Source organism: uncultured Winogradskyella sp., assembly GCF_947496485.1.
Lineage (GTDB): Bacteria > Bacteroidota > Bacteroidia > Flavobacteriales > Flavobacteriaceae > Winogradskyella.
This window is the reverse complement of the sequence record NZ_CANMCZ010000001.1, coordinates 620,194-642,906: the sequence shown is the minus strand read 5'-3', so window position 1 is coordinate 642,906 and position 22,713 is coordinate 620,194. Positions and strand designations below refer to the sequence as shown.

The 22,713-nt window shown below is 31.5% G+C and carries 16 protein-coding genes; 14 read left to right on the top strand and 2 right to left on the bottom strand.

Translation table 11 applies throughout. From position 1 onward, the window contains the following. Positions 1-347 precede the first annotated feature (347 nt). Entirely contained in the window at positions 348-2,510 is a 2,163-nt protein-coding gene (locus tag Q0822_RS02680) for a T9SS type A sorting domain-containing protein (RefSeq protein ID WP_299119813.1), read from the bottom strand. Between the two features lie 893 nt (positions 2,511-3,403). Next, a complete protein-coding gene (locus tag Q0822_RS02675) occupies positions 3,404-6,955 on the bottom strand; it encodes a T9SS type A sorting domain-containing protein (RefSeq protein ID WP_299119810.1) in 3,552 nt (1,183 codons plus the stop codon). Positions 6,956-7,423: 468 nt separating this feature from the next. Between Q0822_RS02675 and Q0822_RS02670 the strand changes: the two genes are divergently transcribed. From Q0822_RS02670 to Q0822_RS02605, 14 genes are all read left to right on the top strand, one after another. Then, complete coding sequence (locus Q0822_RS02670) at positions 7,424-7,831, top strand: DUF2061 domain-containing protein (RefSeq protein WP_299119809.1); 408 nt, start codon at positions 7,424-7,426, stop codon at positions 7,829-7,831. A gap of 31 nt (positions 7,832-7,862) precedes the next feature. Further along, positions 7,863-8,456, top strand: coding sequence for an adenylyl-sulfate kinase (gene cysC, locus Q0822_RS02665; RefSeq protein ID WP_299119806.1), 594 nt, complete (start codon positions 7,863-7,865; stop codon positions 8,454-8,456). A gap of 2 nt (positions 8,457-8,458) precedes the next feature. Next, the gene (gene cysD, locus Q0822_RS02660; RefSeq protein ID WP_299119804.1) at positions 8,459-9,364 is read left to right on the top strand and encodes a sulfate adenylyltransferase subunit CysD; all 906 of its coding nucleotides are present in this window, start codon (positions 8,459-8,461) and stop codon (positions 9,362-9,364) included. Between the two features lie 14 nt (positions 9,365-9,378). Then, positions 9,379-10,635 (top strand): GTP-binding protein, encoded by a 1,257-nt coding sequence (locus Q0822_RS02655; RefSeq protein ID WP_299119801.1) that lies wholly within the window; start codon positions 9,379-9,381, stop codon positions 10,633-10,635. Positions 10,636-10,643: 8 nt separating this feature from the next. After that, on the top strand, positions 10,644-11,432 hold the full coding sequence (gene cysQ, locus Q0822_RS02650; RefSeq protein WP_299119799.1) for a 3'(2'),5'-bisphosphate nucleotidase CysQ: 789 nt from the start codon (positions 10,644-10,646) through the stop codon (positions 11,430-11,432). A gap of 226 nt (positions 11,433-11,658) precedes the next feature. After that, positions 11,659-12,579, top strand: coding sequence for a hypothetical protein (locus Q0822_RS02645; RefSeq protein ID WP_299119797.1), 921 nt, complete (start codon positions 11,659-11,661; stop codon positions 12,577-12,579). Next, entirely contained in the window at positions 12,579-13,883 is a 1,305-nt protein-coding gene (locus tag Q0822_RS02640) for a flippase (RefSeq protein ID WP_299119794.1), read from the top strand. Before Q0822_RS02645 ends, Q0822_RS02640 begins: the two co-directional genes overlap by 1 nt. Positions 13,884-14,071: 188 nt before the next feature. Beyond that, positions 14,072-15,304, top strand: a complete 1,233-nt coding sequence (locus tag Q0822_RS02635; protein ID WP_299119791.1) for a UDP-N-acetylglucosamine 1-carboxyvinyltransferase — start codon at positions 14,072-14,074, stop codon at positions 15,302-15,304. Between the two features lie 14 nt (positions 15,305-15,318). Beyond that, a complete protein-coding gene (locus Q0822_RS02630) occupies positions 15,319-16,611 on the top strand; it encodes a flippase (protein ID WP_299119789.1) in 1,293 nt (430 codons plus the stop codon). Positions 16,612-16,613: 2 nt separating this feature from the next. After that, entirely contained in the window at positions 16,614-17,471 is an 858-nt protein-coding gene (gene murB, locus Q0822_RS02625) for a UDP-N-acetylmuramate dehydrogenase (RefSeq protein ID WP_299119787.1), read from the top strand. After that, positions 17,468-18,619, top strand: a complete 1,152-nt coding sequence (locus Q0822_RS02620; protein ID WP_299119786.1) for a hypothetical protein — start codon at positions 17,468-17,470, stop codon at positions 18,617-18,619. The genes murB and Q0822_RS02620 overlap by 4 nt, the downstream gene beginning before the upstream one ends. 10 nt (positions 18,620-18,629) lie before the next feature. Beyond that, on the top strand, positions 18,630-19,655 hold the full coding sequence (locus tag Q0822_RS02615) for a sugar-transfer associated ATP-grasp domain-containing protein (RefSeq protein WP_299119785.1): 1,026 nt from the start codon (positions 18,630-18,632) through the stop codon (positions 19,653-19,655). Positions 19,656-19,658: 3 nt separating this feature from the next. Beyond that, complete coding sequence (gene asnB, locus Q0822_RS02610) at positions 19,659-21,581, top strand: asparagine synthase (glutamine-hydrolyzing) (protein WP_299119784.1); 1,923 nt, start codon at positions 19,659-19,661, stop codon at positions 21,579-21,581. Continuing rightward, positions 21,574-22,713 carry a CapA family protein gene (locus tag Q0822_RS02605; protein WP_299119783.1) on the top strand — a complete coding sequence of 380 codons (1,140 nt, stop codon included), beginning with the start codon at positions 21,574-21,576 and terminating at the stop codon, positions 22,711-22,713. Before asnB ends, Q0822_RS02605 begins: the two co-directional genes overlap by 8 nt.

Sequence of the window (22,713 nt, the reverse complement as noted above, 5' to 3'; positions counted from 1 at the left end):
TATTAAAGTAAAATACGAAAAGGTTTACAATAAAATCAATTTTTATTGGTTCTAAAGAATTGTATTTTATTATAAATCACATCATAATTAAGAGATTACATCTTTTAATTAGTAAGGTTTCTTATCAATATACGTATTTTATCTATAAATAGTTCTATTTTAAAATAGCTTTTTAATTATTACTCATTAGCTCAAGTAATAATAACTTCAAAAAACATACAATTAAGATATTATTTTAAGCATTTAATAATTAATTCCTAATAACTAAGATAGATATTTTTAATTAAAAATACTGTATCGTAAAAGTAGGACACGATTATTTTGGATTTGTCACTATTTAGAAATGATTAATGAATAATTACTTTTTGATATTTGTTTTGAGTTTCATTAACCAATTGAACTACATAAACTCCCGTACTCAAATTGCTCACATCTATAGATTGAGATCTGTGAGAAATTTGTAATAATGAAGTATTCACAACTCTACCTTGTAAATCATAAATTTTTACTGTTGTAGGCTGAAATAACTGACCAGTAATAACAACAGTTTTATTATTTTGATTACTATAAATACTCAAATTATCTAAAGTATTTTCAGGTGTAGATAATGCACCGTTTGTAACATGTAAGTAGAAACGACCAGTACCATTCAAATTTGTGTTTGGCGTTAGTGTATAATCACTAGCTGTTAATAATGTGAATGTATTATTAACATTATCTTCTAAATACACATCAACAGTACTTGGTAAAGTAGATACATTAATACTAAACGTAATAGCTTCTGCCTGATTTGCATTAACTCCTAAAGGAATAGTGGCATCTGAAAGGTCATCTTCTCCAAAAGCTTGAATAGCCATAGCTCTTCCTTCGTTGTTTTCAATTAATTGAGAATATACTGAGAAAGCAGGTATTATATTGCCAAAAAGGCTTGCATCATATCCAATATCTAAACCTCTACTTGCATTAGGATTAAAATAAAAGTCAGTAGAATAAGATTTAGAATCATTCGAGATTAAAAGTTTAAAGTGAGATGAATTTATGTTATTTGAACGACCTAGAATGAAATCATCAGAATTCCCGGTCGAACGCATATCAGCGTTATAAGTTATATTTCCACCTCCTGTTTTTGAAGCCACCAAAAAGCCTTGACCTGGAGTAATTACAGTACCAGGATTATCATCCGAATAAGCTTGATTCCAGATTGTCCAGCCATCGCTTGCATCACCATCATAACCATAAATTCCCGCACTAAACGGGTCTAGTTGAGCAATATTACTACTCAGAAAGTCAGCTAGTTTTATATAACTGGGATATGGGTTGCCAATCAAATTCCATTCTTCAAATGCAGGGCCAGAATTACTGATTGATTTTGTGATTGTACCAGTATTCACTATACCAGTGAATGTAAATGTACCAGTATCCGTAGATGCAGCCCTATAACCAGTTCCAGCGTCTAATGTTGCAGTTTCTGTATTAGAATAGGTTACATAACTTCCAATTGTCTTATCAAAAGGACCAAATAGGTATAAGGTATTACTACTATTACTTACAATGTTTGAGTTATTAGTCAAAAAACTATTAAAAGCTTCACCTGATACAGGCGGTGCAATTAAATCATTAGAGTCTTCCTCTCCAACTGCGGCTGTATTGTTAACATGTCTTTTGTATGAAACATCACCTGATGTTATTCCATCTACAATAAGACTTGAGTACTCATTAGAGTCAGAACATAGTTCTAAAATACCATCAACTGTTAAATTTCCAAATATATTTATAGAGTCTCCTTTATCTACAATTAAGGTGCTCGGCGATCTGATTTCTAGGTTATTAAGGTTTACATCTGAGTTTATTGTATAACTTCCGTCTGCTACTATTGCATTACTACTACCAGTTGTGCTACTAGGCGCAAATGGTGTCCAAGAAGTTCCATCATAGTATAATCCATTGTAAGTTACTGAACCTTCTAAAGTTATTCCAGTGTTTGTTAATCCAATTTGAGTGTTTAACCCTCCATTAATGCCAAAGCGACTTGCGGCATTTGGATTGCCTGAATTATAGCCAAATAGTCTAAATGTAATTGTTCCGCCAATTAGGGAAGTAAGAGAGGTTGGGATATTTAGGACTCCAGTAGAGTTTGCGTTAATAGATGTTGAAAACAATATGGTTGTATAATTATCTAAACTTGTTCTCAATTCTATAGTTTGCGGCGCTTTATTACCTGCATTATAAGATACATTTACGGTTGTTATATTTATCGAAAAATCAGAGTTTGCTATAACACTCCATTCAATATAATCGGTAAAATCAATAACTGAAGAATTTGTCCAACGTTTACATTCAAATATTGCTGACGTCTGAATTTCTACGCCTGAACCTGGCGTTAAAGCACTCGCATTAATGTCATTTACTGTGGCTACAGTTGGAGTTGCTGTGCCTGAAAATGCAGCAATAACTTGCCCATTCGTAAATTGAAAATTAAGTAGTAGGAAAAGGGGTATTAAAAATTTCATAGTATAACAAATTAGGCACGATTACTAGTTGGTAATCGAATAATAATACAGGTCTTATTTGTAAGACCTAATTCTTATCATTTGTCACAAAAAATTAAATTAATCCCATGCAAATCTAAAAATAATGTACTTTTTAAATTGCTTTAATACATTTAGATATTAACAATTGTTATTTAACAACTCCTTTTAAGTTCTACTTAGAGCACTTAAGAGATAAGTTTTTATAGTTCTTTTTTTATGCCTTATATTTTTGTAGTTATATATAATCGATTCATCAATAATAAAGAAAAGTAATTATATCTGGATAAATCGTTTCTGAGCAACTAATATTTTTACATAAAAAAAGTGTTTACAAAAAAGAGCATTAAACTTTGCAAGTGCTCTTTTGTTTTGCTAGTATTAAATATAAGCTGATTCTCTTAATATCACTTTTCGGGATTTGTTTTGAGTCTTATTAGTTAATTGAACTGCATAATCTTCGGTACTCATAGGTACTCATATTACTTATATCTATAGTTTGAAATCTATCAGAAATTTGTAATAATGAAGTATTAATAACTTTACCTTGTAAGTCATAAATTTTTACTGTTGTAAGCTCAAATTACTGATCTGAAATAACAACAGTTTTATCACTTTGACTACTGTAAATACTTAAATTATCTAAATTGTTCTTAGGTTTAGATAAAAGCACCATTTTTAAATGATAAGTATAAATTAATGAACATTTAGTTATGATTTAAGACGCAGTATTTTATTCTCATTCTATATCATAGTAGTATACAATACTATTCTGCTAACCAAAGAAAATGGGTTTGGCGATTGTAAAAAGCCATAAAAAAAAGCGCATCTTGTAAAGATGCGCTTGAGTTTAATAAGTGTAAATTTTAAAAGTGTTATTTCAAAATTACTTTTTGAGTTCTGTTTCCAAAGTTGTTTAGTAATTGTACTACGTAAACGCCAGCAGAAAGATTAGAAACATCAACAGTATGTTTTGTGTCTTTAGTATTTAATAATTGTGTGTTAACTAATCGACCTTGTATATCGTACAGTTGTAATGTCGTTTTACTTTCTAATTGACCTTTTACTACAATTTCTTTAGGATTAGCATTTGTGTAAATTTCTAAACCATTTAAAATATTTTCTGTAGTATTCAGAGTCGTATTAGAGAAATGAATGTAAAAACGACCTGTCTCACTTAGAGTTGTTGTAGGTGTAAATATATAGTCACCTTCTAATAAATTAGTAAACGTATTCGTAACGTTGTCCTCTAGAATTACAGTTATACCTTCTGGTATATTGTTTTCAAATATACTTACAGTAGCTTGTTCTCCTTGTGCTATATTAATTCCTAATGGAATAGTAACATTATCTATGTCTGAATAACTAACAGATTGTACAGCCATGTCTTTGCCAAAATTGTTTTCAACTAAATGGGAATACATTGCAAAAGCTGGTGTAGTTTCATCGAACATTGCCGAATCATAACCAGGATCCATACCTAATGATGCATTATCATTAAAATATAGATCTGTATTATATAAAGAATTTCCTTTAGACAATTGAAGCTTCATATGCGCTAAGTTTAAATTAGCAAATCTTCCGGCAATAAAATCGTCCGTTGTACCTTTTGTACGCATATCAGGTGTGAAAGCAATGGTACCTCCTCCAGCTTTAGAAGCTACAAGAAATCCTTGACCTGGTGTAATTTTTGCAGTAGGATTGGCATCGGAGTATGCTTGGTTCCAAATTGTAAAACCATCGGTTGCATCACCATCATAACCGTATACACCAGAGGTTGACGGACTAAATTCACTGCTATTACTGGCTAAGAAGCTAGAAAGGCTTATATATGAAGGATAGGGATTACCGACTAGGTTAAATTCACTTCCAGTTCCAACTGAGATCGGAGTTGATATAGCTCCTGTTTCGGCATTACCAACAAATTCAAATGTAGAACCAGTGGGTTCGGTAGATGCCGTTCTATATCCAATACCAGAAGTGATAACAGAATTGTCATCTGCTGCTGTATAGTTGATATATGTATTTGCATTATTATCAAATGGTCCGAATAAGAAAGAGGGCACTCCTCCAATAGTACCAGATGGCATATCTGGATTCGCTGTCCTTAGGACTAAGAATGTTTGGTCTGCATTCGTTACAGGTGCTGAAATTAAATCGTTATTTCCTGTTGAAGAACCTGAAGAAGCAAATTGGTTTACGTGTCGGTTATAAACAACTTCACCATTTACATTATCAGAAATTAAACTAGAATAAGATGTAGAAACAGAATTTAATTCTAATACCCCATTATTTATTACACCTGAATTTGAAGTAATAGATTGTCCTGCTGAAACAGTTGTTGTAGCACCATTGTTGATGAATAATCTATTGAGCACTATGTCGGTTCCGACATTATAAGTTCCATCAAGAACATATGCATCTTCACTTCCAGTAGAGGTAGAAGGCGCATTCGGTGTCCAGCCATTATTGGTGTAAAGCAAACCATCAAATACACTAGTCAATTTAAAGTTGTCAAAACCTGAGTAACCAGTCTCGCCATCATTTCGTACTCTAACTATTAAACTAACTGCATTTACTGAGTTAGGAATGTTCACAGAGACAGTACCTTCATCGGTGTCGATTTCTCCATTTCCATTTAAAAGAAAAACTACAGGCTGAGGAATTCCATCGTATATTAACCTATATTCAGCATCACAATTTGCAGCACTTACATAACCATGAACATCCCAATCAAATGTTAGTGCAACGTCATTATAAGTACTAATGTCTATGGTATCAAATGTTAAAGTTGCAAAGCCAGATGAGCCATTTTCGCCTTCGTCATTTAAATCATTTTCACCAAAAATATTATTTGAAAATGAAGGGTAGTCTAAAGGTCCAGCATTTGAGATGTCAATTACTCCATAATATCCGTCTATCCCCCAACCATTATCAAAGGTTGCTACGTCACTAGAGTACGTCCAATCAGGTGAACCGGAATCAAAATCTTGTAAGGCAATAGTAATCAAAGGACCTAAGACATTAAATGAATTACTTATAGCTGCGGGTAGTCCACCTCCAAATGTTACAAGTGTTTCAACAATATCGCTCTCAGTGAATATAAGAGTATTAAGAATTGCAGAACCATCTGTCAAAGTATAGTTTATAAGTGACGGCTCTAATGAACCACCAGCAGCTAAAACAGAAATGGTTGTATTAAAATCTAAATCGCGATTATTATTATTGTCAACTGCTAATACAGTAGGGAAAGGGGTCATAATCTCAAACTGAAAAGTATCTGTAGGTTGTTGGTCGTATATTAGTTTAGTTGCAATTACTTCAATTCTATTATCATCACCAGTAATTGGTGTTTGAGCTCCGCCAGCATTAAAAGCATTGAATGATGACCCAGTAACATCTGCTGACGCAGAGTTGACAGTCAATTGAAATTGCTCATTGTCAATAACTGAGGCGTTAAAGGTTGCATAAACATCAAAAGTTTTAGTGCTATTGTCTAAAGCGCTAATACCACTAATACCAGAGAATGTAGCTGTTTCAGAAACTATTGATGTCTCCGAAATATTTGTGATACCATCAAAAATGGCTAAACGAGCAATAAAATCACTATTGGTTACACCAAATTCTAAATCTGTTAAAATGGTGGCCACAGCATCTGCATCGGTTAAATCATCTCCACCATCTTGAATCGAAAATTCACCTACTTTAATTGAATTAGATATTGTTAAACCAGAAGTTTCACTGTACAATGAATAGTTAATATTATCGGAAGGATCGAAACTAGTTGCAACAATGTTAGATTCAGTATTATTAGCAGTAGAGCTAGTTATTGTGCCTATTAATCTTAGGCCTGGATCAGAAATACCATATGCAGACCATCCAGGATTTTTTATAATTCTAAACCATCCACTAGTTGTAGTAGAATTCCATGCATAAAGTCTAAAGGTAATTTTACCACCTATACCAGACAAAATACTTAAACCATTAAAATTGAAATCAGTAGTGATATTAGATGCTGTTTGGACTGACGTTGCTGGTATTCCAGCTGTTGCAAAATCATCTGTACTGTAAAAAACTTGCCAATTTGTTGGGCCATCTGTACTTGTACCTGTTCTAGTTCTAATATCAAATTCGGTAATTTCAATACTATTGGATGCACTAGCAGAAACAGACCACTGTAAATACTCATTGTTGGCAACAGCACTAGCTTGACTTGTTGCATCCCAGTTTCTAGTGGAAAAGTTGGAACTACCTGTGTGACGCACAACACCAACGCCCCTAGTAAGACCTATCGCTGATATTGAAGGATCATGACCAGTAGTTGTGGGACCGATGATATTTGCACGATCGATAGTAACAATAGTCGATTGACTAAACCCAAATGAGAAAAGGGCTACCAACAAGTAAAAAAAGTAAGTTTTTTTCATAATTCCATTTTTTTATTATCCAAACACGTCTTGCACAAATTTATTTTATATGAGTGTCTAGTGATTAGAGGGTGTTCAAAGGTAGTAAAATTTACGAATAAACAAACTTTTTTACCGAAATATCCTAGACAAACGGAATTTTTATGAAGCATTTTTCTTACGAAAAATCATTAAAAGTACTCTTTCACTGATTTTCAATTTCTTAAACTATTTTAATCACAATTTTATAATTCCATTTTTTTAGTCTATTAAATAAAGTTAATGATATTATAGTAATATTACATTGACAACAATAATTGAGAATTTAACTGCAAAATAATCTAGTATTCATTTTAAAACCAATAGTCTACTAATTTAATAGACTAAAATAGACTTAATTATTCGTATTTGTTTTAGATTTGCGAAATTAAATCGAAACTAGAACATTTTTGATATTGACATCAGCCATTGTGCGTTTAGAATTATTTAATGGTGAAATTTAGTAAACGACATCTAGCCAAAACTATTACATGGCGTATTATTGGTACTTTGGACACAATACTGTTATCATGGTTTATATCTAATGATTTTAATATTGGAATCCAAATAGGAGTTTTTGAGTTGATTACAAAAATGATTTTATATTATATACATGAAAGAGTTTGGTTTAAATCAACCATAAAAGATTCGAACAAACGCCATATTTTTAAAACTTTCTCTTGGCGTGGAGTGGGCACCTTAGATACTATTGTTTTAGGATGGGTAATTACAGGAAATCCTGTAATAGGTCTTAAAATAGGAGTTGCTGAGGTAATTACCAAAATGCTTTTATATTTTGGACATGAAAAGTTATGGTATCAAGTTAACTATGGTTTAGAACAACGCAGTAAGAAGTAACGCTTTAATAATTATTTAAAAAAAGGGAAGAATGAGTTTAAATACAATTAAACATAATTTTAAAATCACAAAACTTAACCGCGAGGAGCTAAATGAACATCGCTCTTTTTTACTCTGGTTTACTGGCCTATCTGGTTCAGGAAAGTCTACGCTAGCTAATTTGGTTGAGGTTGAGCTTTATAAAAAGGGAATTTTAACATATTGTTTAGATGGAGATAATATTAGACAAGGTATTAACAAAGATCTTAGTTTTGCTCCTGAAGATCGTACTGAGAATATTAGACGAATTGCCGAAATAGCAAATTTATTGGTTGATTCAGGTGTAGTAACTTTAGCTGCTTTTGTTTCTCCATATATTAAGGACAGAGAGAACGTAAAAAAAATTGTTGGTGAGGAAAATTTTATCGAAATCTATGTTAATACATCTTTAGAAGAATGTGAACGTAGAGATGTAAAAGGGTTATATAAAAAGGCAAGATCTGGTGAGATTAGTAATATGACAGGCATTTCATCACCTTATGAAGCTCCAGTCAATGCAGATTTGGAAATTATAACCGATAATCAATCAATAGAAAATTCTGTTCAAACCATTTTAGACTTTATTATTAAAAAATTAAATATTTAAATATGAGTAATTATGTAATTAATCACTTAAAAGAATTAGAATCAGAAGCTATATTTGTCATTCGGGAGATTGCTGCACAATTTGAAAATCCAGCATTATTATTTTCTGGTGGTAAGGATTCGATATTACTTACCCATTTGGCTAAAAAAGCATTCTTTCCGGCTAAAATCCCTTTTCCATTAATACATATAGATACTGGTCATAATTTTCCAGAGACTATCGCTTTTAGGGATGAATTGGTGGAAAAATTAGGTGTTAAACTCATTGTCGGCTCAGTACAAGAAGCTATTGATGAAGGTCGTGTTAAAGAAGAAACTGGTGCAGATGCTTCTCGTAATTCTTTACAGATTGTCTCATTATTAGATACACTCGAAGCGCATAAAGTAGATGCAGCGATGGGTGGAGCTAGACGAGATGAGGAAAAAGCACGTGCAAAAGAACGGTTCTTTTCTCATAGAGATGAATTTGGGCAATGGGATCCAAAAAATCAAAGACCTGAACTTTGGAATTTATTCAACGGTCGTAAGAACTATGGTGAGCATTTTAGAGTATTTCCTATTTCTAATTGGACAGAAATGGATGTTTGGGAATACATTAAGTCCGAAGATATAGAACTACCATCACTTTATTTTACTCACCAGCGTGAATGTGTTGTAAGAGATGGAGTGATATTGGCAAATTCTGAATTCATTAAATTAAAAGAAAACGAAACAGTAACCAACATGACAATTCGCTATCGTACATGTGGTGATATGCCAATTACAGGAGCTGTAGAATCTGAGGCAGATACCTTAGAAAAAATCATTGAAGAAATTGCAACCACCAGAACCACAGAACGTGGTGGAAGAGCAGATGACAAACGTGCTGAGACAGCGATGGAAGATCGCAAAAAACAAGGTTATTTTTAAAATTATTCGATAAAATGAAATATCAAGATATAGAATTATTAAGATTTACAACAGCTGGCAGTGTAGATGATGGAAAGAGCACATTAATCGGACGCTTATTATATGACAGTAAATCCATATTTCAAGATCAATTAGATGCTGTGGAAAAATCGAGTAAAACCAAAGGATTCGACTATGTGGATTTATCATTACTTACAGATGGATTAAAATCAGAGCGTGAACAAGGGATTACTATAGACGTAGCTTATCGTTATTTTGCCACACCGAAGAGAAAATTTATCATTGCAGATACACCAGGTCATATTCAATATACGCGCAACATGGTAACGGGAGCTTCTACAGCTAACTTGGCCATTATACTTATCGACGCACGTAAAGGAATGTTAGAACAAACACATCGTCATGCCTTTATTGCTTCATTATTGCGCATTCCTCATGCTATAGTTTGTGTAAACAAAATGGACTTAGTCGATTATAGTGAGGAAGTTTATGATACGATTGTTTCAGATTTTAATGCGTTTTCTTCTAAGTTAGGTATTAATGATATTCAGTTTATTCCTATTTCCGCCTTAAATGGTGATAATGTTGTAAACCGATCTGATAATATGGATTGGTATCATGGAAGTACTCTAATGTATCATTTAGAAACGGTGCACATTTCTAGCGACCATAATCTTATTGATTGTCGTTTTCCTATTCAATCTGTAATTAGACCACATACATTAGACAACCAAGACTATAGAGGATTTGCAGGTAGAATTGATGGCGGTGTTTTTAAACCAGGTGATAAAGTAAAATCTTTACCTTCGGGTTTTATTTCTACCATAAAAACAATAGAACTTAATGGTGAACAAATTCAAGAAGCATTTGCACCAATGTCGGTAACCATGACTTTAGAAGATGAGATAGATAACAGCCGTGGTGATATGATAGTTCGCGAAAATAATGTGCCAGTAATTAGTCAAGATTTAGAAGTGTTAGTCACTTGGATGAGCACAAAACCAATTGGATCCAGAACTAAAGTTATTATTAGACATACAACTAATGAAAGTGTTGGAATGATTAAAGAAATTAAGTATAAAATAGACATCAATACACTGCATCGTATTGAAAATATTGATCGTATAGAAATGAATGATATTGCACGTATGTCTATAAGAACTGCAAAACCAATATTTTACGATTCCTATAAAAAGAATCGACAAACAGGTAGTATTATTATTATCGACGAACAAACGAATGAAACCATTGGTGCAGGTATGATAATTTAATTCTTCTAATGAATAAAAATTTAAAAACTGCAATTAAAGCTGCCTTAGAAGCTGGAAAAATTATCTTAGAAATTTATCATTCTGATGATTTTGAAGTTAAACTAAAGACTGATAATTCGCCATTAACCAAGGCAGATTTAGCCTCACATAACAAAATATTATCACACTTAAGTTCCACGAACATTCCAGTACTCTCTGAAGAAGGTAAATCTATTCCATACATTCAACGAAAAAAATGGAATCTATTATGGATTGTAGATCCAATCGATGGTACAAAGGAATTTATAAAGCGCAATGGTGAATTTACAGTTAATATTGCTTTGATTGAAAATCAGAAACCCATACTTGGGGTTATTTTTGTGCCCGTTTCTGGTGAACTTTATTTTTCTTTAAGAGAAAAAGGATCGTATAAAGTTTTGGTAAATCTTAAGGATTATGATGTAGACTCTTTATTAATACATGCTGGGAAATTGCCTTTAAATCAAGATAACAAGACATTTACTATAGTAGCTAGCCGTTCTCATATGTCACCAGAAACTGTGACTTATATAAATGAAATGCGTCAAAAGCATGGGGAAGTTACTTTAGTATCCAAAGGCAGTTCATTAAAATTATGTTTAGTTGCGGAAGGTCAAGCTGATTGTTACCCAAGGTTTGCACCAACTATGGAATGGGATACTGCAGCTGGTCAGGCAATTTGTGAACATGCCGGTTTTAAGGTGATTGATTGGTGTACTAAAGAATCGATGCTTTATAATCGTGAAGAATTGTTGAATTCTTGGTTTTTAGTTAAATAATTAACACCTATTTCTTGATATTTGATAGAAGGGGATTCTTGTTTTTTAAAATTGTTCTATAAAGCTGTTACTTAAGTTAAAAGATTAAATAGAAAATTTGTTAATCAATTTTATAGACATCTATATTAGTAAAATGGATTTGCTAAAATTCAAATTAAGAATAAATTGGACTAGATTTGTATAGCCTTAAAGGTAAATTTAAAGCCAAAAGCCGAAAAAAGTATAAATGAAAATTTACATACACTTAGGAATACAAAAAACAGGTTCCACCTTTTTACAAAAAGAGTTTTTTTCATTATATAAAGATAAAACGGTATATATAAATCGATCCAGTTTGGCCGAATTTAAAACTTATATTCTTCGGACTGATGATTTCGCTTTTCAAGCAACAAAGGCTCGTGAAATTTTTAATTCTATAGTGGAAAAGCACAAGGTGTGTGACCGTGTTGTGTTATCTGATGAAGAATTTTATGGTAATCCATTTATGGGTGTTTTAGATAGGAAACGAAATATAGACAGGTTGGTTGAAGTTTTTGGAGATGCATTACATGTTATTATTTTTATTAGAAATCAACAACCCTTAATAGATAGCTTGTACAAGCAATATATTAAGACAGGAGGAACTGCAAGTTTTAAGAATTTCATCAGTTCTAATGGATACCCATTAATATTTAATATCGATCATTTAAAATATGATAAATATCTTAATTATGTTAGACTGAAAATTGGACAACGCAAGTTGAAAATATTATTGTTTGAAGAATTTGTAAATGATATGCAAAGCACATTGCAAGAATTGGATTCTTTCGTAAATGAAAGTGTAACGAAATTTGATTTTTCTCCAATAAATTGCAAAATAGTTAATCCATCGCTTAAAGGCGGAAATGTTCCGATCATGAGGTTTTTTAATAAGTTTACTAAAAGTCCAAAAGAACCTTTTCTGTTTTTAGGTATCATTTTTCATAAAATATTAAGACAATTTCTCTTAAAATCTAAATTTGAGTTTTTTAAAAAAAGAAGCTTCTTTATAACTAATGAACAAAGCATAGATGAAATTAAAGTATCTAATCATAATTTAATGAAGCAATTTAGTACGCTTAAGTTTAGAGAAAATAATTATCTAATTCAGAAATTTCAGAAAAGATAATGATAAGCTTTATTAAAGATGTATTAAGTGTTGTTGTTTCAAAATTTGCTATAATAATTTTTGGGCTGACAACTTCTATTGTATTGGCTAGGGTTTTAGGACCTGAAAAAAATGGTATAATTGCTGCATTAATGGTTTACCCTTCTTTGTTTATGTCAATTGGTTCATTAGGTGTAAGACAATCTACTACTTATTTTTTAGGAAAAAGAATTTTTGCTGAAAACCAGATAAAAAAAGCTATTACTCAAATTTGGTTCCTTACTTCAATAATTAGCGTTTTTGTTTGTTATTTTTTGATGACTCAATTAAGTAAATCAGGTGACCATAAAATATTAGTTCTATTAGCTTTAATACCAATTCCATTTGCGTTATTTAACACTTATAATTCAGGAATTTTTTTAGGAAAAAATCAAATAAAGGAATTTAATAAAGTGAATTGGATTCCTCCACTTATTACTTTGGTTTTAACCTTGGTACTTGTAATTATATGTGCATTGGGTATTAAGGGCTATTTCATCGCAATAATTGGCGGGTCAATGTTCATATCTATTTTATTACTATTTAAGAATAAATTTATTCGCTCTTTTAATCTTAAATTCGATTGGCGAGTCATATTGCCTATGATAAAATTAGGAAGTGTTTATGCCATAGCACTTTTGTTTATAGGCTTAAACGCAAAATTAGATATAATTATCTTAGATTGGGTTAGTACGGATTATGAAACAGGTATATATTCTAAAGGGTATTCTGTAGGGAATTATTTATTACAGATCCCATGGATGTTAAATACAATTGTTTTTACAAGAAGCGCAATTTCTAAAGACGGTATCGAGTTTTCAAAAAGAGTATGTCAACTTTTAAGAATTACTTCATTAGTGATTTTATTTTTAGCTATAGTTCTATTTTTACTTTCAGACTTTATTATTGTTTTTATGTTTGGAGAAGAATTTAAAGAAAGTGCTATGGTCCTCAATTATTTATTATTTGGTGTTCTTTTTCTTACACTTTTTAAAATTTTAAATCAAGATTTAGCAGGCAAAGGGAAGCCTTGGGTATCTATGAAAGCAATGATTCCAGGATTAATAGTAAATGTTATTCTAAATATAGTATTGATTCCAAAATATGGTGCTATAGGTGCTGCTTTTGCATCTTCACTAAGTTACTGCTTAGCAATCGTTCTCTTTTTTCATTTTTATAGTTTGTCTTCAAAAATTAGTTTGAAAGAAATGTTTAGTTATAAGAAATCTGATTTTGACCCAATAATTAGCATGTTAAAAAAAATCAAATTTTATAGCAAAGAATAATAACAATATTAAAATCGAAGTTAAATTAGAATTCAAATTCTAATTATACACTTATAATGACTCATATAATTAAAAAATTATTAATTATAATTTTAGAGTAATTGTGGAAGTCTAAATAAGTTTTTACTGAAATAATTGTGCTAGAGCGAGATTGTGTTTAGATTTGCAGCCGAATCTTAATAAAGGAAATGAAGAATATTAAAATACAAAAATCTCAACTAAATGGGCAAGTAAGATTAAGTGGTGCAAAGAATAGCGCGCTTAAACTTTTAACTGCTTCAGTACTTACTGATGAAGCTGTTGAAATTTTTAATTCTCCAAATGGACTTTTAGATATGCAAGTGCATATTAAAATGCTAAACCAGATGGGTAAAACTTGTATTGAGGGAGATAGATATCTGAAAATTACTGAGAATACATTAAATACAGAATTACTTTGGGATGAACGTTCAATTAGAAATTCTCTCTTAATTTTAGGTGCATTAACAACGAGATTTGGAAATGGAAAAGTACCACTCCCAGGTGGATGTCCACTTGGTGACAGGAAGTATGATCTTCATATAATGCTATTAGAGAAATTTGGGGCAAAACTATGGGAGGAAGATGGTTATCTATGTACCCAAAGTGAAGGTAGATTAACAGGTTGTGAAATCCATTTACCGATTCGTTCTACCGGAGCAACCGAAAATGCGATTTTATGTGCCACATTGGCAAACGGAATATCAACTATATGGAATCCACATATAAGACCAGAAATTATAGACTTAATCTCAATGCTCAATAAAATGGGAGCTCAGATTAAAGTATATGGTCAAAAGTGTATTGTAATAGAAGGTGTTGATTCATTGCGTGGTGTTAAACATCAAGTCATTTCAGATAATATGGAAGCCTTGACTTGGGCAATTGGTGCTGTCGTCACCAAAGGAGATGTAGAGATATTAGATTTTCCTTTTCAACATTTAGAAGTGCCCTTGGTGCACTTAAGAGAAAGTGGAATGAAATTTTATAGAGGAGAGAATTCGCTTATTGTTAGAGGTGGTGAAGCTTTTCCTATAGATATTAGCACAGGTCCTTATCCAGGTATCAACTCAGATATGCAGCCTTTATTTGCTGTTTTTGGCGCAACATCCAATGGGGAATCTCGTATTATAGATTTAAGATTTCCTGGACGTTACGGCTATGCAGAAGAATTGTCAAAAATGGGAATGGATTATGAAATAGATGGAGGACTATTAAAAATTCATGGTGGTAATAAATTGCAAGGAGCAAAGGTTAAAGCTTTAGATTTAAGAGCAGGAATTGCATTATTATTGGCAGGAATGACCGCTGACGGAGTAACTGAAATAGAAGACTCTTGGCAAATAGGTAGGGGTTACGAAAACCTAGAAGGTAAATTGAAAGACTTAGGAGTTACCATATAATACGAAATAGTATTTTGAATACTTTTATAAAAGACGTTCTTAGTGTTGGGGTTTCCAAAATACTCATAATTGTATTTGGATTGACAACATCTATTATAATAGCAAGAGTTTTGGGACCCGAGAAGAATGGTGTCATTGCCGCTTTGTTAGTTTATCCTTCACTTTTTATGTCGATAGGTTCTTTAGGTATTAGACAATCGACAACTTATTTTTTGGGAAAAGAAATTTTTACTGAAGACCAAATAAAAACAGCGATAACGCAGATATGGTTATTTACTACAGTGTTTAGTATAGCAGTATGTTTTTTTCTTATGCGTTATTTGAGTAAATCTGGAGAAAACATATGGTTGGTTATTCTAGCTTTATCACCAATACCTTTTGCTCTATTTAATACATACAACTCTGGTATTTTTTTAGGAAAAAATCAAATAGGGACATTCAATAAAATTAATTGGATACCAACTATAATTGTCTTTGTGATTACTGCAATTTTGGTTCTATGGTTATCCTATGGAATTTCTGGTTACCTCGTAGCACTTGCCGCAGGTCCTATATTCATTAGTTTGATTCTACTATTTAAAAACAAGTTTATTAATGCTTTTAGTTTCAATTGTGATTGGGGCATAATAAAAAGAATGCTATCACTAGGTGTAGTTTACGCAATTGCTTTATTGGTAATAAACCTAAATTATAGAATTGATGTTATTCTATTAGATAATCTGAGTACTGAATTTGAAACTGGTATTTATTCAAAAGGAGTTAGTATTACTGAATATCTATGGCAAATACCTATGTTATTAAGTACTGTTGTGTTTGCAAGAAGTGCGGTGTCTAAAGACGATAGCGCATTTTCATTAAAAGTAGCCCAGTTACTAAGATTATCATTCTTAGCCATTGGGTTGGTTGCATTAGTTTTAATTTTATTGTCTGAATTTATTATTGTTTTAATGTATGGAAAGGCTTTTATTGGGAGCGTTATGGTACTAAACACATTATTGCCAGGAGTGCTATTATTAACTATATTTAAAGTTATTAATATGGATTTATCAGGAAAAGGAAAACCATGGGTATCCTTAAAAGCTATGATTCCTGCACTTATTATTAATATTATATTAAATGTTGTTTTTATACCAAAATTTGGTGCTGTGGGAGCTGCCCTGGCGTCAACCATTAGTTATAGTCTGGCAGCCATACTGTTTATATTTTTTTACAGCAAAGAAACAAAGATTCCTATTTCAGTTATGGTGAAATATAAAGCATCAGATTTTCAACCTATTGTCCAATTATTGCGAAAGTTAAAACAATAATAATGCAAATTTATAACGATTTTGACTTGACAAATTATAATTCATATAGATTAAAATCTAAATGCAAAACAGCTTATTTTCCTGAAAATGAAGATGATGTTATAGATCTTTTTAGCTCAAAAAAAAACTTCATACTTCTAGGTAGTGGTCATAATGTTATACTTTCAAAAAATTATTATGATTGTAATTTTTTAATTTTTAATGGCAACTTCAACTCGGTTAAAGTAAATAAAGAAGCAAATGTTATAATTGCAGAAGCTGGTGCAACAATTCTAAAAGTTAGTGAAATTGCAGAACAAAATGCCTTAACAGGTGTAGAGTTTTATTATGATATTCCAAGTTCTGTTGGTGGAGCAGTAGTAATGAATGCTGGAACAAAAGAAGGAGAAACGAAAAATATTCTAAAAAAGGTTCGTTATCTAGACCTTACGGATATGTCAGTGAAAGAGAAAGTAAATGAGGAACTAGATTTAGAATATCGCAATAGTATGTTTCAAAAACAAAAAGACAAAATTATTTTAAAGGCTTGGTTTCAGTTAACATCTGGCGATTCATTGAAAATTAGAAAAATAATGAATGAATCTAAAGATAGACGATGGTCCAAACAACCAAGAGAATATCCAAATAGTGGTAGTGTTTTTAAGAGACCTCCTGGTAAATTTGTAGGTCCAATGTTAGATGAATTAGGATTAAAAGGATTTACCGTTGGTGGTGCTCAAGTATCAAAAAAGCATAGCGGATTCATTGTAAATGTAAATAATGCCACTGGAGAAGACATTTTAAATGTCATAAAGCATGTTCAAAATAAAGTAAATGAAAATTTTAATATTAATCTAGAAGTAGAACAACGTATTATATGAACATTGTTTATTTAATTACTACAGTTGGTCACGGAAAGGGAGGGCATTTTCATAGTTTAAATACAATAGCTAATGAGATTGGTAAGACAGAAAATGTATTTGTTGTAAATATTGGATTTAAACCCTCAACAGTTTTAAATAAAACCAACTATGAATTCAAGTATATTGGTTTTAATGGTTTTAATTTTTTGTCGACTTACATTAAAATTAAAAAACTACTAAAGCAACTAAATCCTGATGCTATACATGCTTTTGATGTTGAGTCATTTGCATTTAGCAGGTTGTTTTCAAAAGGAAAAAATCAAGCATCATATTTAAATAAATGTGGAGGACCAAACCCGAAAAAATATTTCCCAATTTCGAATAATTTAATTTTATTTAGTAAGGAAAATGAAGCCTATTTTCTAAACAATAAGCGTTATGCAAATACTAATTTAGCAGTAATTCCTAATCGGGTAAAACCTGTTCAAATAGATGATTCTCGTGTTGAATTGTTCTATAGAACCTACGGAAAAGCAGAATATTCATTGTTAAGAATTGCTAGAATAGGTAAACACTATCACAAGTCCATTAATCAAGCTATAAATTTAGTAAAATGGCTAAAGTCTAAAGAACTAAATGTAAGACTTGTTATTATTGGAACCATTCAGAGTAAAGATATATACAATGCTATTTTAGAAGATATAAAGTCTAAAGATTTAGAAAATGACGTCATATTAGAGCCATCAGACCTGTTTACACATAATGCTAGTGAACTGTTAGCTGTGGGTGATTGTATAATTGGAACTGGTCGCAATTTTATGGAGGCATCGAGCCTAAATAAAATGCTTTTGGTACCTTATAAAGATTCAGATTATCCATTATTGGTTACAAACACTAATTTTGAAACTATTTTTGCGACTAATTTTTCTCCAAGAACACAGGTTAAAGATTTTAACGAGAACATTAATTTAGAGCTTATATATAGACATATAAAAGATAAGAATAGAATTCCATCGAAACCTTGGTTTGACACTCATTTTAATGTAGAAAATGGAGTTGATAGGTATAAAAATCTATATTTGAATGAAGACGTGCCTAGAAATTCAAATCTTATAGATATTTTCGCAAATATATTATATGCGATTAAAACATTTGTTTTAAAATAGTAGCAGTAGAATGAAGTTTACTTACTATAAATATAGAACCAAAATTAATATTGTAAAGAAAGACCTAAAGGATAAATTCCCTTTAGGAATTTCTAAGAAAATAGACCTATGGAGAAAAGGATTTTTGGCTGAAAAATACACATTATATCAATTAGATAAGAATAACTATAAGGACTATTTAAGTGATTACCATGCAGCAATGGCGAGGTGGATAAATGAACCTTTTAACGAATTGTTAACCAATAAATTAATCTTTTCAGAGTGCGTTGGTAAACATATTAAGGTGCCAAAAACCTTTGGTATTTTTGTAAGTGGTGAGTTTTTCTCAAATGATAATAGAACGCTAAACGAGCTCATAATACAATTTGACATTTTTGTAGTCAAAACAGTATCAGGAGGAGGTGGAAAAGGAGTACATATTATTGAAAATAAGAACAATGACGAATTTCTTTTAAATAATACAAAATCCTATAATTCTAAGGAACTGTTAGAGTTTTTTACATCATTAAACAACTATATTTTTACTGAATTTATTGAACCAAGTGATTTTTCTAAATCCTTAAATGCCGCTTCTGTAAATACCATGCGCATCATTACATTAATAGATCCTATAACAAATAGAGCATTTATAGCTAGAGCAGTACAGCGAATTGGAGTAGCTGCATCAGCACCACAAGATAATTTTACTAAAGGTGGCTTAAGTGCAGCAATTAATATAGAAACTGGGATATTAAGTGATTGTACAAGACATCCTAAAACAAAAGAACACAATCGCTATACACATCATCCAGATACTAATATCAAAATTGAAGGAGTAGCGATTCCAAATTGGCAATCTATAAAGGAAGAAATCATTCAAACTGCCAATAGACTGCCTATGTTAAAATGTGTTGGCTGGGATTTTGTTTTAAGTAATAAAGGATTGGTAGCTATTGAAGGTAATCATCATCCAGATCCAGATGTATTGCAAGGCCATGAGCCTTTATTGACAGACGAGCGTATAAAAGCGTTTTACAAATTTCATAAAATCATATAATTTATGTGTGGCTTTACAGGCTTTATTAATTTAAATCAACAACCGCTTAAAAGTCATGTTTTAAAACAGATGACGGATATTCAGGTACATAGAGGACCTGATGACCAAGGGATGGTTGGTTTTTCGTTGTTCAAAGACCCTAAAGTTAATGTTATAGATAATGAAACAACTGAGTTTAGTCACCTTCATGCCGGAATTGGTTTTAATAGATTATCTATTTTAGACCTATCTAAAAGAGGACACCAACCAATGCTATCAGCTTGTGGAAATTATATTTTAGCTTATAATGGAGAAACTTATAATGCATTGTCTTTTAGAGATGAATTAATAAACAAAGGGCATCCTATTCAAAGTAGAACAGATTCTGAAGTCATCCTTTACCTTTATATTGAATACGGGATAAAGAAAACCTTAGAGCTTCTCAACGGCATGTTTGCTTTTATTATTGTAGATTTAAAACTACGAAAAAGTTTTATTGTTAGAGATCAGCTAGGTATTAAACCGATGTATATTTATAATACTCCAAGTGTGTTGATGTTTTCTTCAGAAATAAAATCGTTTACAAAACATCCAGAATTTAAAGCAGAACTTAATACCGATCATATTGATGAATATCTGCTATTTCGATATTGTGCACATGATAGAACGCTTTATAAAGATGTAAAACAAGTGCCACCAGGTCACTATTATGAAATTTCCAAAGACCATATTGAAGTTAAAGAATACTGGTCTTATAAACTGGGTCAGGATAAAAATATCAATGAAAAAGATGCTATTGAGTTACTCGATGCCACCTTTAAAGACAGCATTAAATCTCAGCTAATGAGTGATGTGCTAGTAGGCTGTCAATTATCTGGAGGCATTGATTCTTCTATAGTAACCACTTATGCTCGCGAATTTTTTAATGCCAATATGGATACGTTTTCCATTGTCTTTTCGGACGAAAAATATTCAGAAGAAGAGTTTATAAACTATGTTACTAATCATACCAACTCAGATTCTCACAGATATCAATATTCAAATCAATATGCTTATGAAAACTTTTTTAAAGCAACTTGGCATTTAGACCAACCTATAAGTATTCCTAATACTTTAGGAATTAAACGTCTGGCAGAACGCGCTAAAGAAAACGTAACCGTTCTATTGAGTGGTGAAGGCGCAGATGAATTATTTGGAGGGTATTCAAGATATCACGACTTGTCTTGTAGATTTAATATGAATCTCAAGGGCTATGCTAAAGTCCCTATTATTGGTACTAAAATCCAAGGCAAATACAACCTAGAACAAACTCCAGAAGATTTTTTTATTATGAGTAGTTCTGCTATGAGTATAAAAGACTTTAGTAAGTTTAGTTTAAATAATACGCTTGAAAGTGTTTTGGCACAAAGAAAAGAGCTATTTCCAAACGAAGGCGATTTAATTAAAAGAGCATCTGTTTACGATTTAAAGACCTATATGGTCGATTTATTAAACCGGCAAGATAAAATGACCATGGCTCATTCTGTAGAAAATAGAGTCCCGTTTTTAGATAAAAACATGGTAGAATTAGTAATGACTTTGCCTAGTGAATTATTAGTCAAAAATTGTAATGATTTAAGGCATATTAATAAGTCTAATAATTACACGAAATACATATTAAAAGAGCTTGCTGTAAAACGATTTAGCAAAGATTTTGTTTACAGAAAGAAGAGTGGATTTCCATTGCCTGTTAAAGACTTATTTTTGAAAACAGGAATGCATGAACTCATTGAAGATCAATTATTGCCAGGATTAAAAAGTAGGGGTATTTTCAATTATGATGAAGTCTCTAAAATCTGGAATAAAAAGAATAACGGTTTTTCTAAAAGTGATATAAAAAATTTATGGATGTTTTTTGCTTTTGAAACTTGGGTACAAACATTTGTAGACGGTACGTATAATGGTTAAAATCATAATTGGAGGAGATATTTGTGCAACTAAAAGAGACGAAAATGCTTTTTTAGAAGGAGATGCGTCACTCTTATTTGATGATATGTTACCAGAAATTAAAGCTGCAGATTTAGCTATTGCAAATCTAGAAACACCTTTAATTTCTGAATCGACTCCTATTAAAAAAAGTGGAGCCGTATTTGGAAATTCTCCTAAAATGTTAAATGCGATTAAACGAAGTGGAATTTCATTTTTAAATTTAGCAAATAACCATATTTTAGATCATGGTCAAAAAGGATTAAAAAACACTTTAGAAGCACTAAAAAGCTTGGAATTCAGCTATTCTGGTGCAGGTGAATCTTTAGAGGCTGCTTCAGAGCCCTTTTCCACTACAATTAAAGGTAAACGAATATCAATTTTAAGTTACACTGAGCATGAGTTTTCAATAGCCGAACACGGTAAGTCAGGTGCAAATCCAGTTGATGTAATAGATTTTGTGACCAAAATAAAAACACTTAAAGAAACCAATGATTTTATAATTTTACTTTATCATGGAGGTAAAGAGAATTATCATTTACCTTCACCAAAGCAACAAAAATTATGTCGTTTTTATATAGATCAAGGCGTCAATATGGTGGTTTGTCAACACTCTCATTCAGCGGGTGTTTACGAAAAATATAATAATGGAAGTATCTTTTACGGACAAGGAAATTTTGTATTCGATCCCTACCCTTTAAAAAAGGACTGGCTATATAAAGGTTTTTTAATCGAAGTTCTTTTACATGATGATAATTCTACTGCCTTTAAATTTATTCCTTACATCCATAAAAGTTTTTATAAGGATGAAATTGGAATAAGAAAAATGAGTAAAGAGGAGTCTCAGCCGTTTTTAGATTACATCAACAAGGAATCTCAAAAGATGATTAAAAACCCTAGATATATTCAAGAAGAATGGATTAAATTATCAAAGTCCTTAGAGAACACTTATTTTAGTATTCTAAATGGAAATGGACGTCTAATGCGTAAGTTGAACGAGAAAAGTTCTTGGTTGAAATCCATATATAAAAATGATAGGAAATTAGTGCTTAAAAATATAGTGACGTGTGAGACCCATCGCGAAATTGTTGAAACTATTTTAAAAAATAAATAG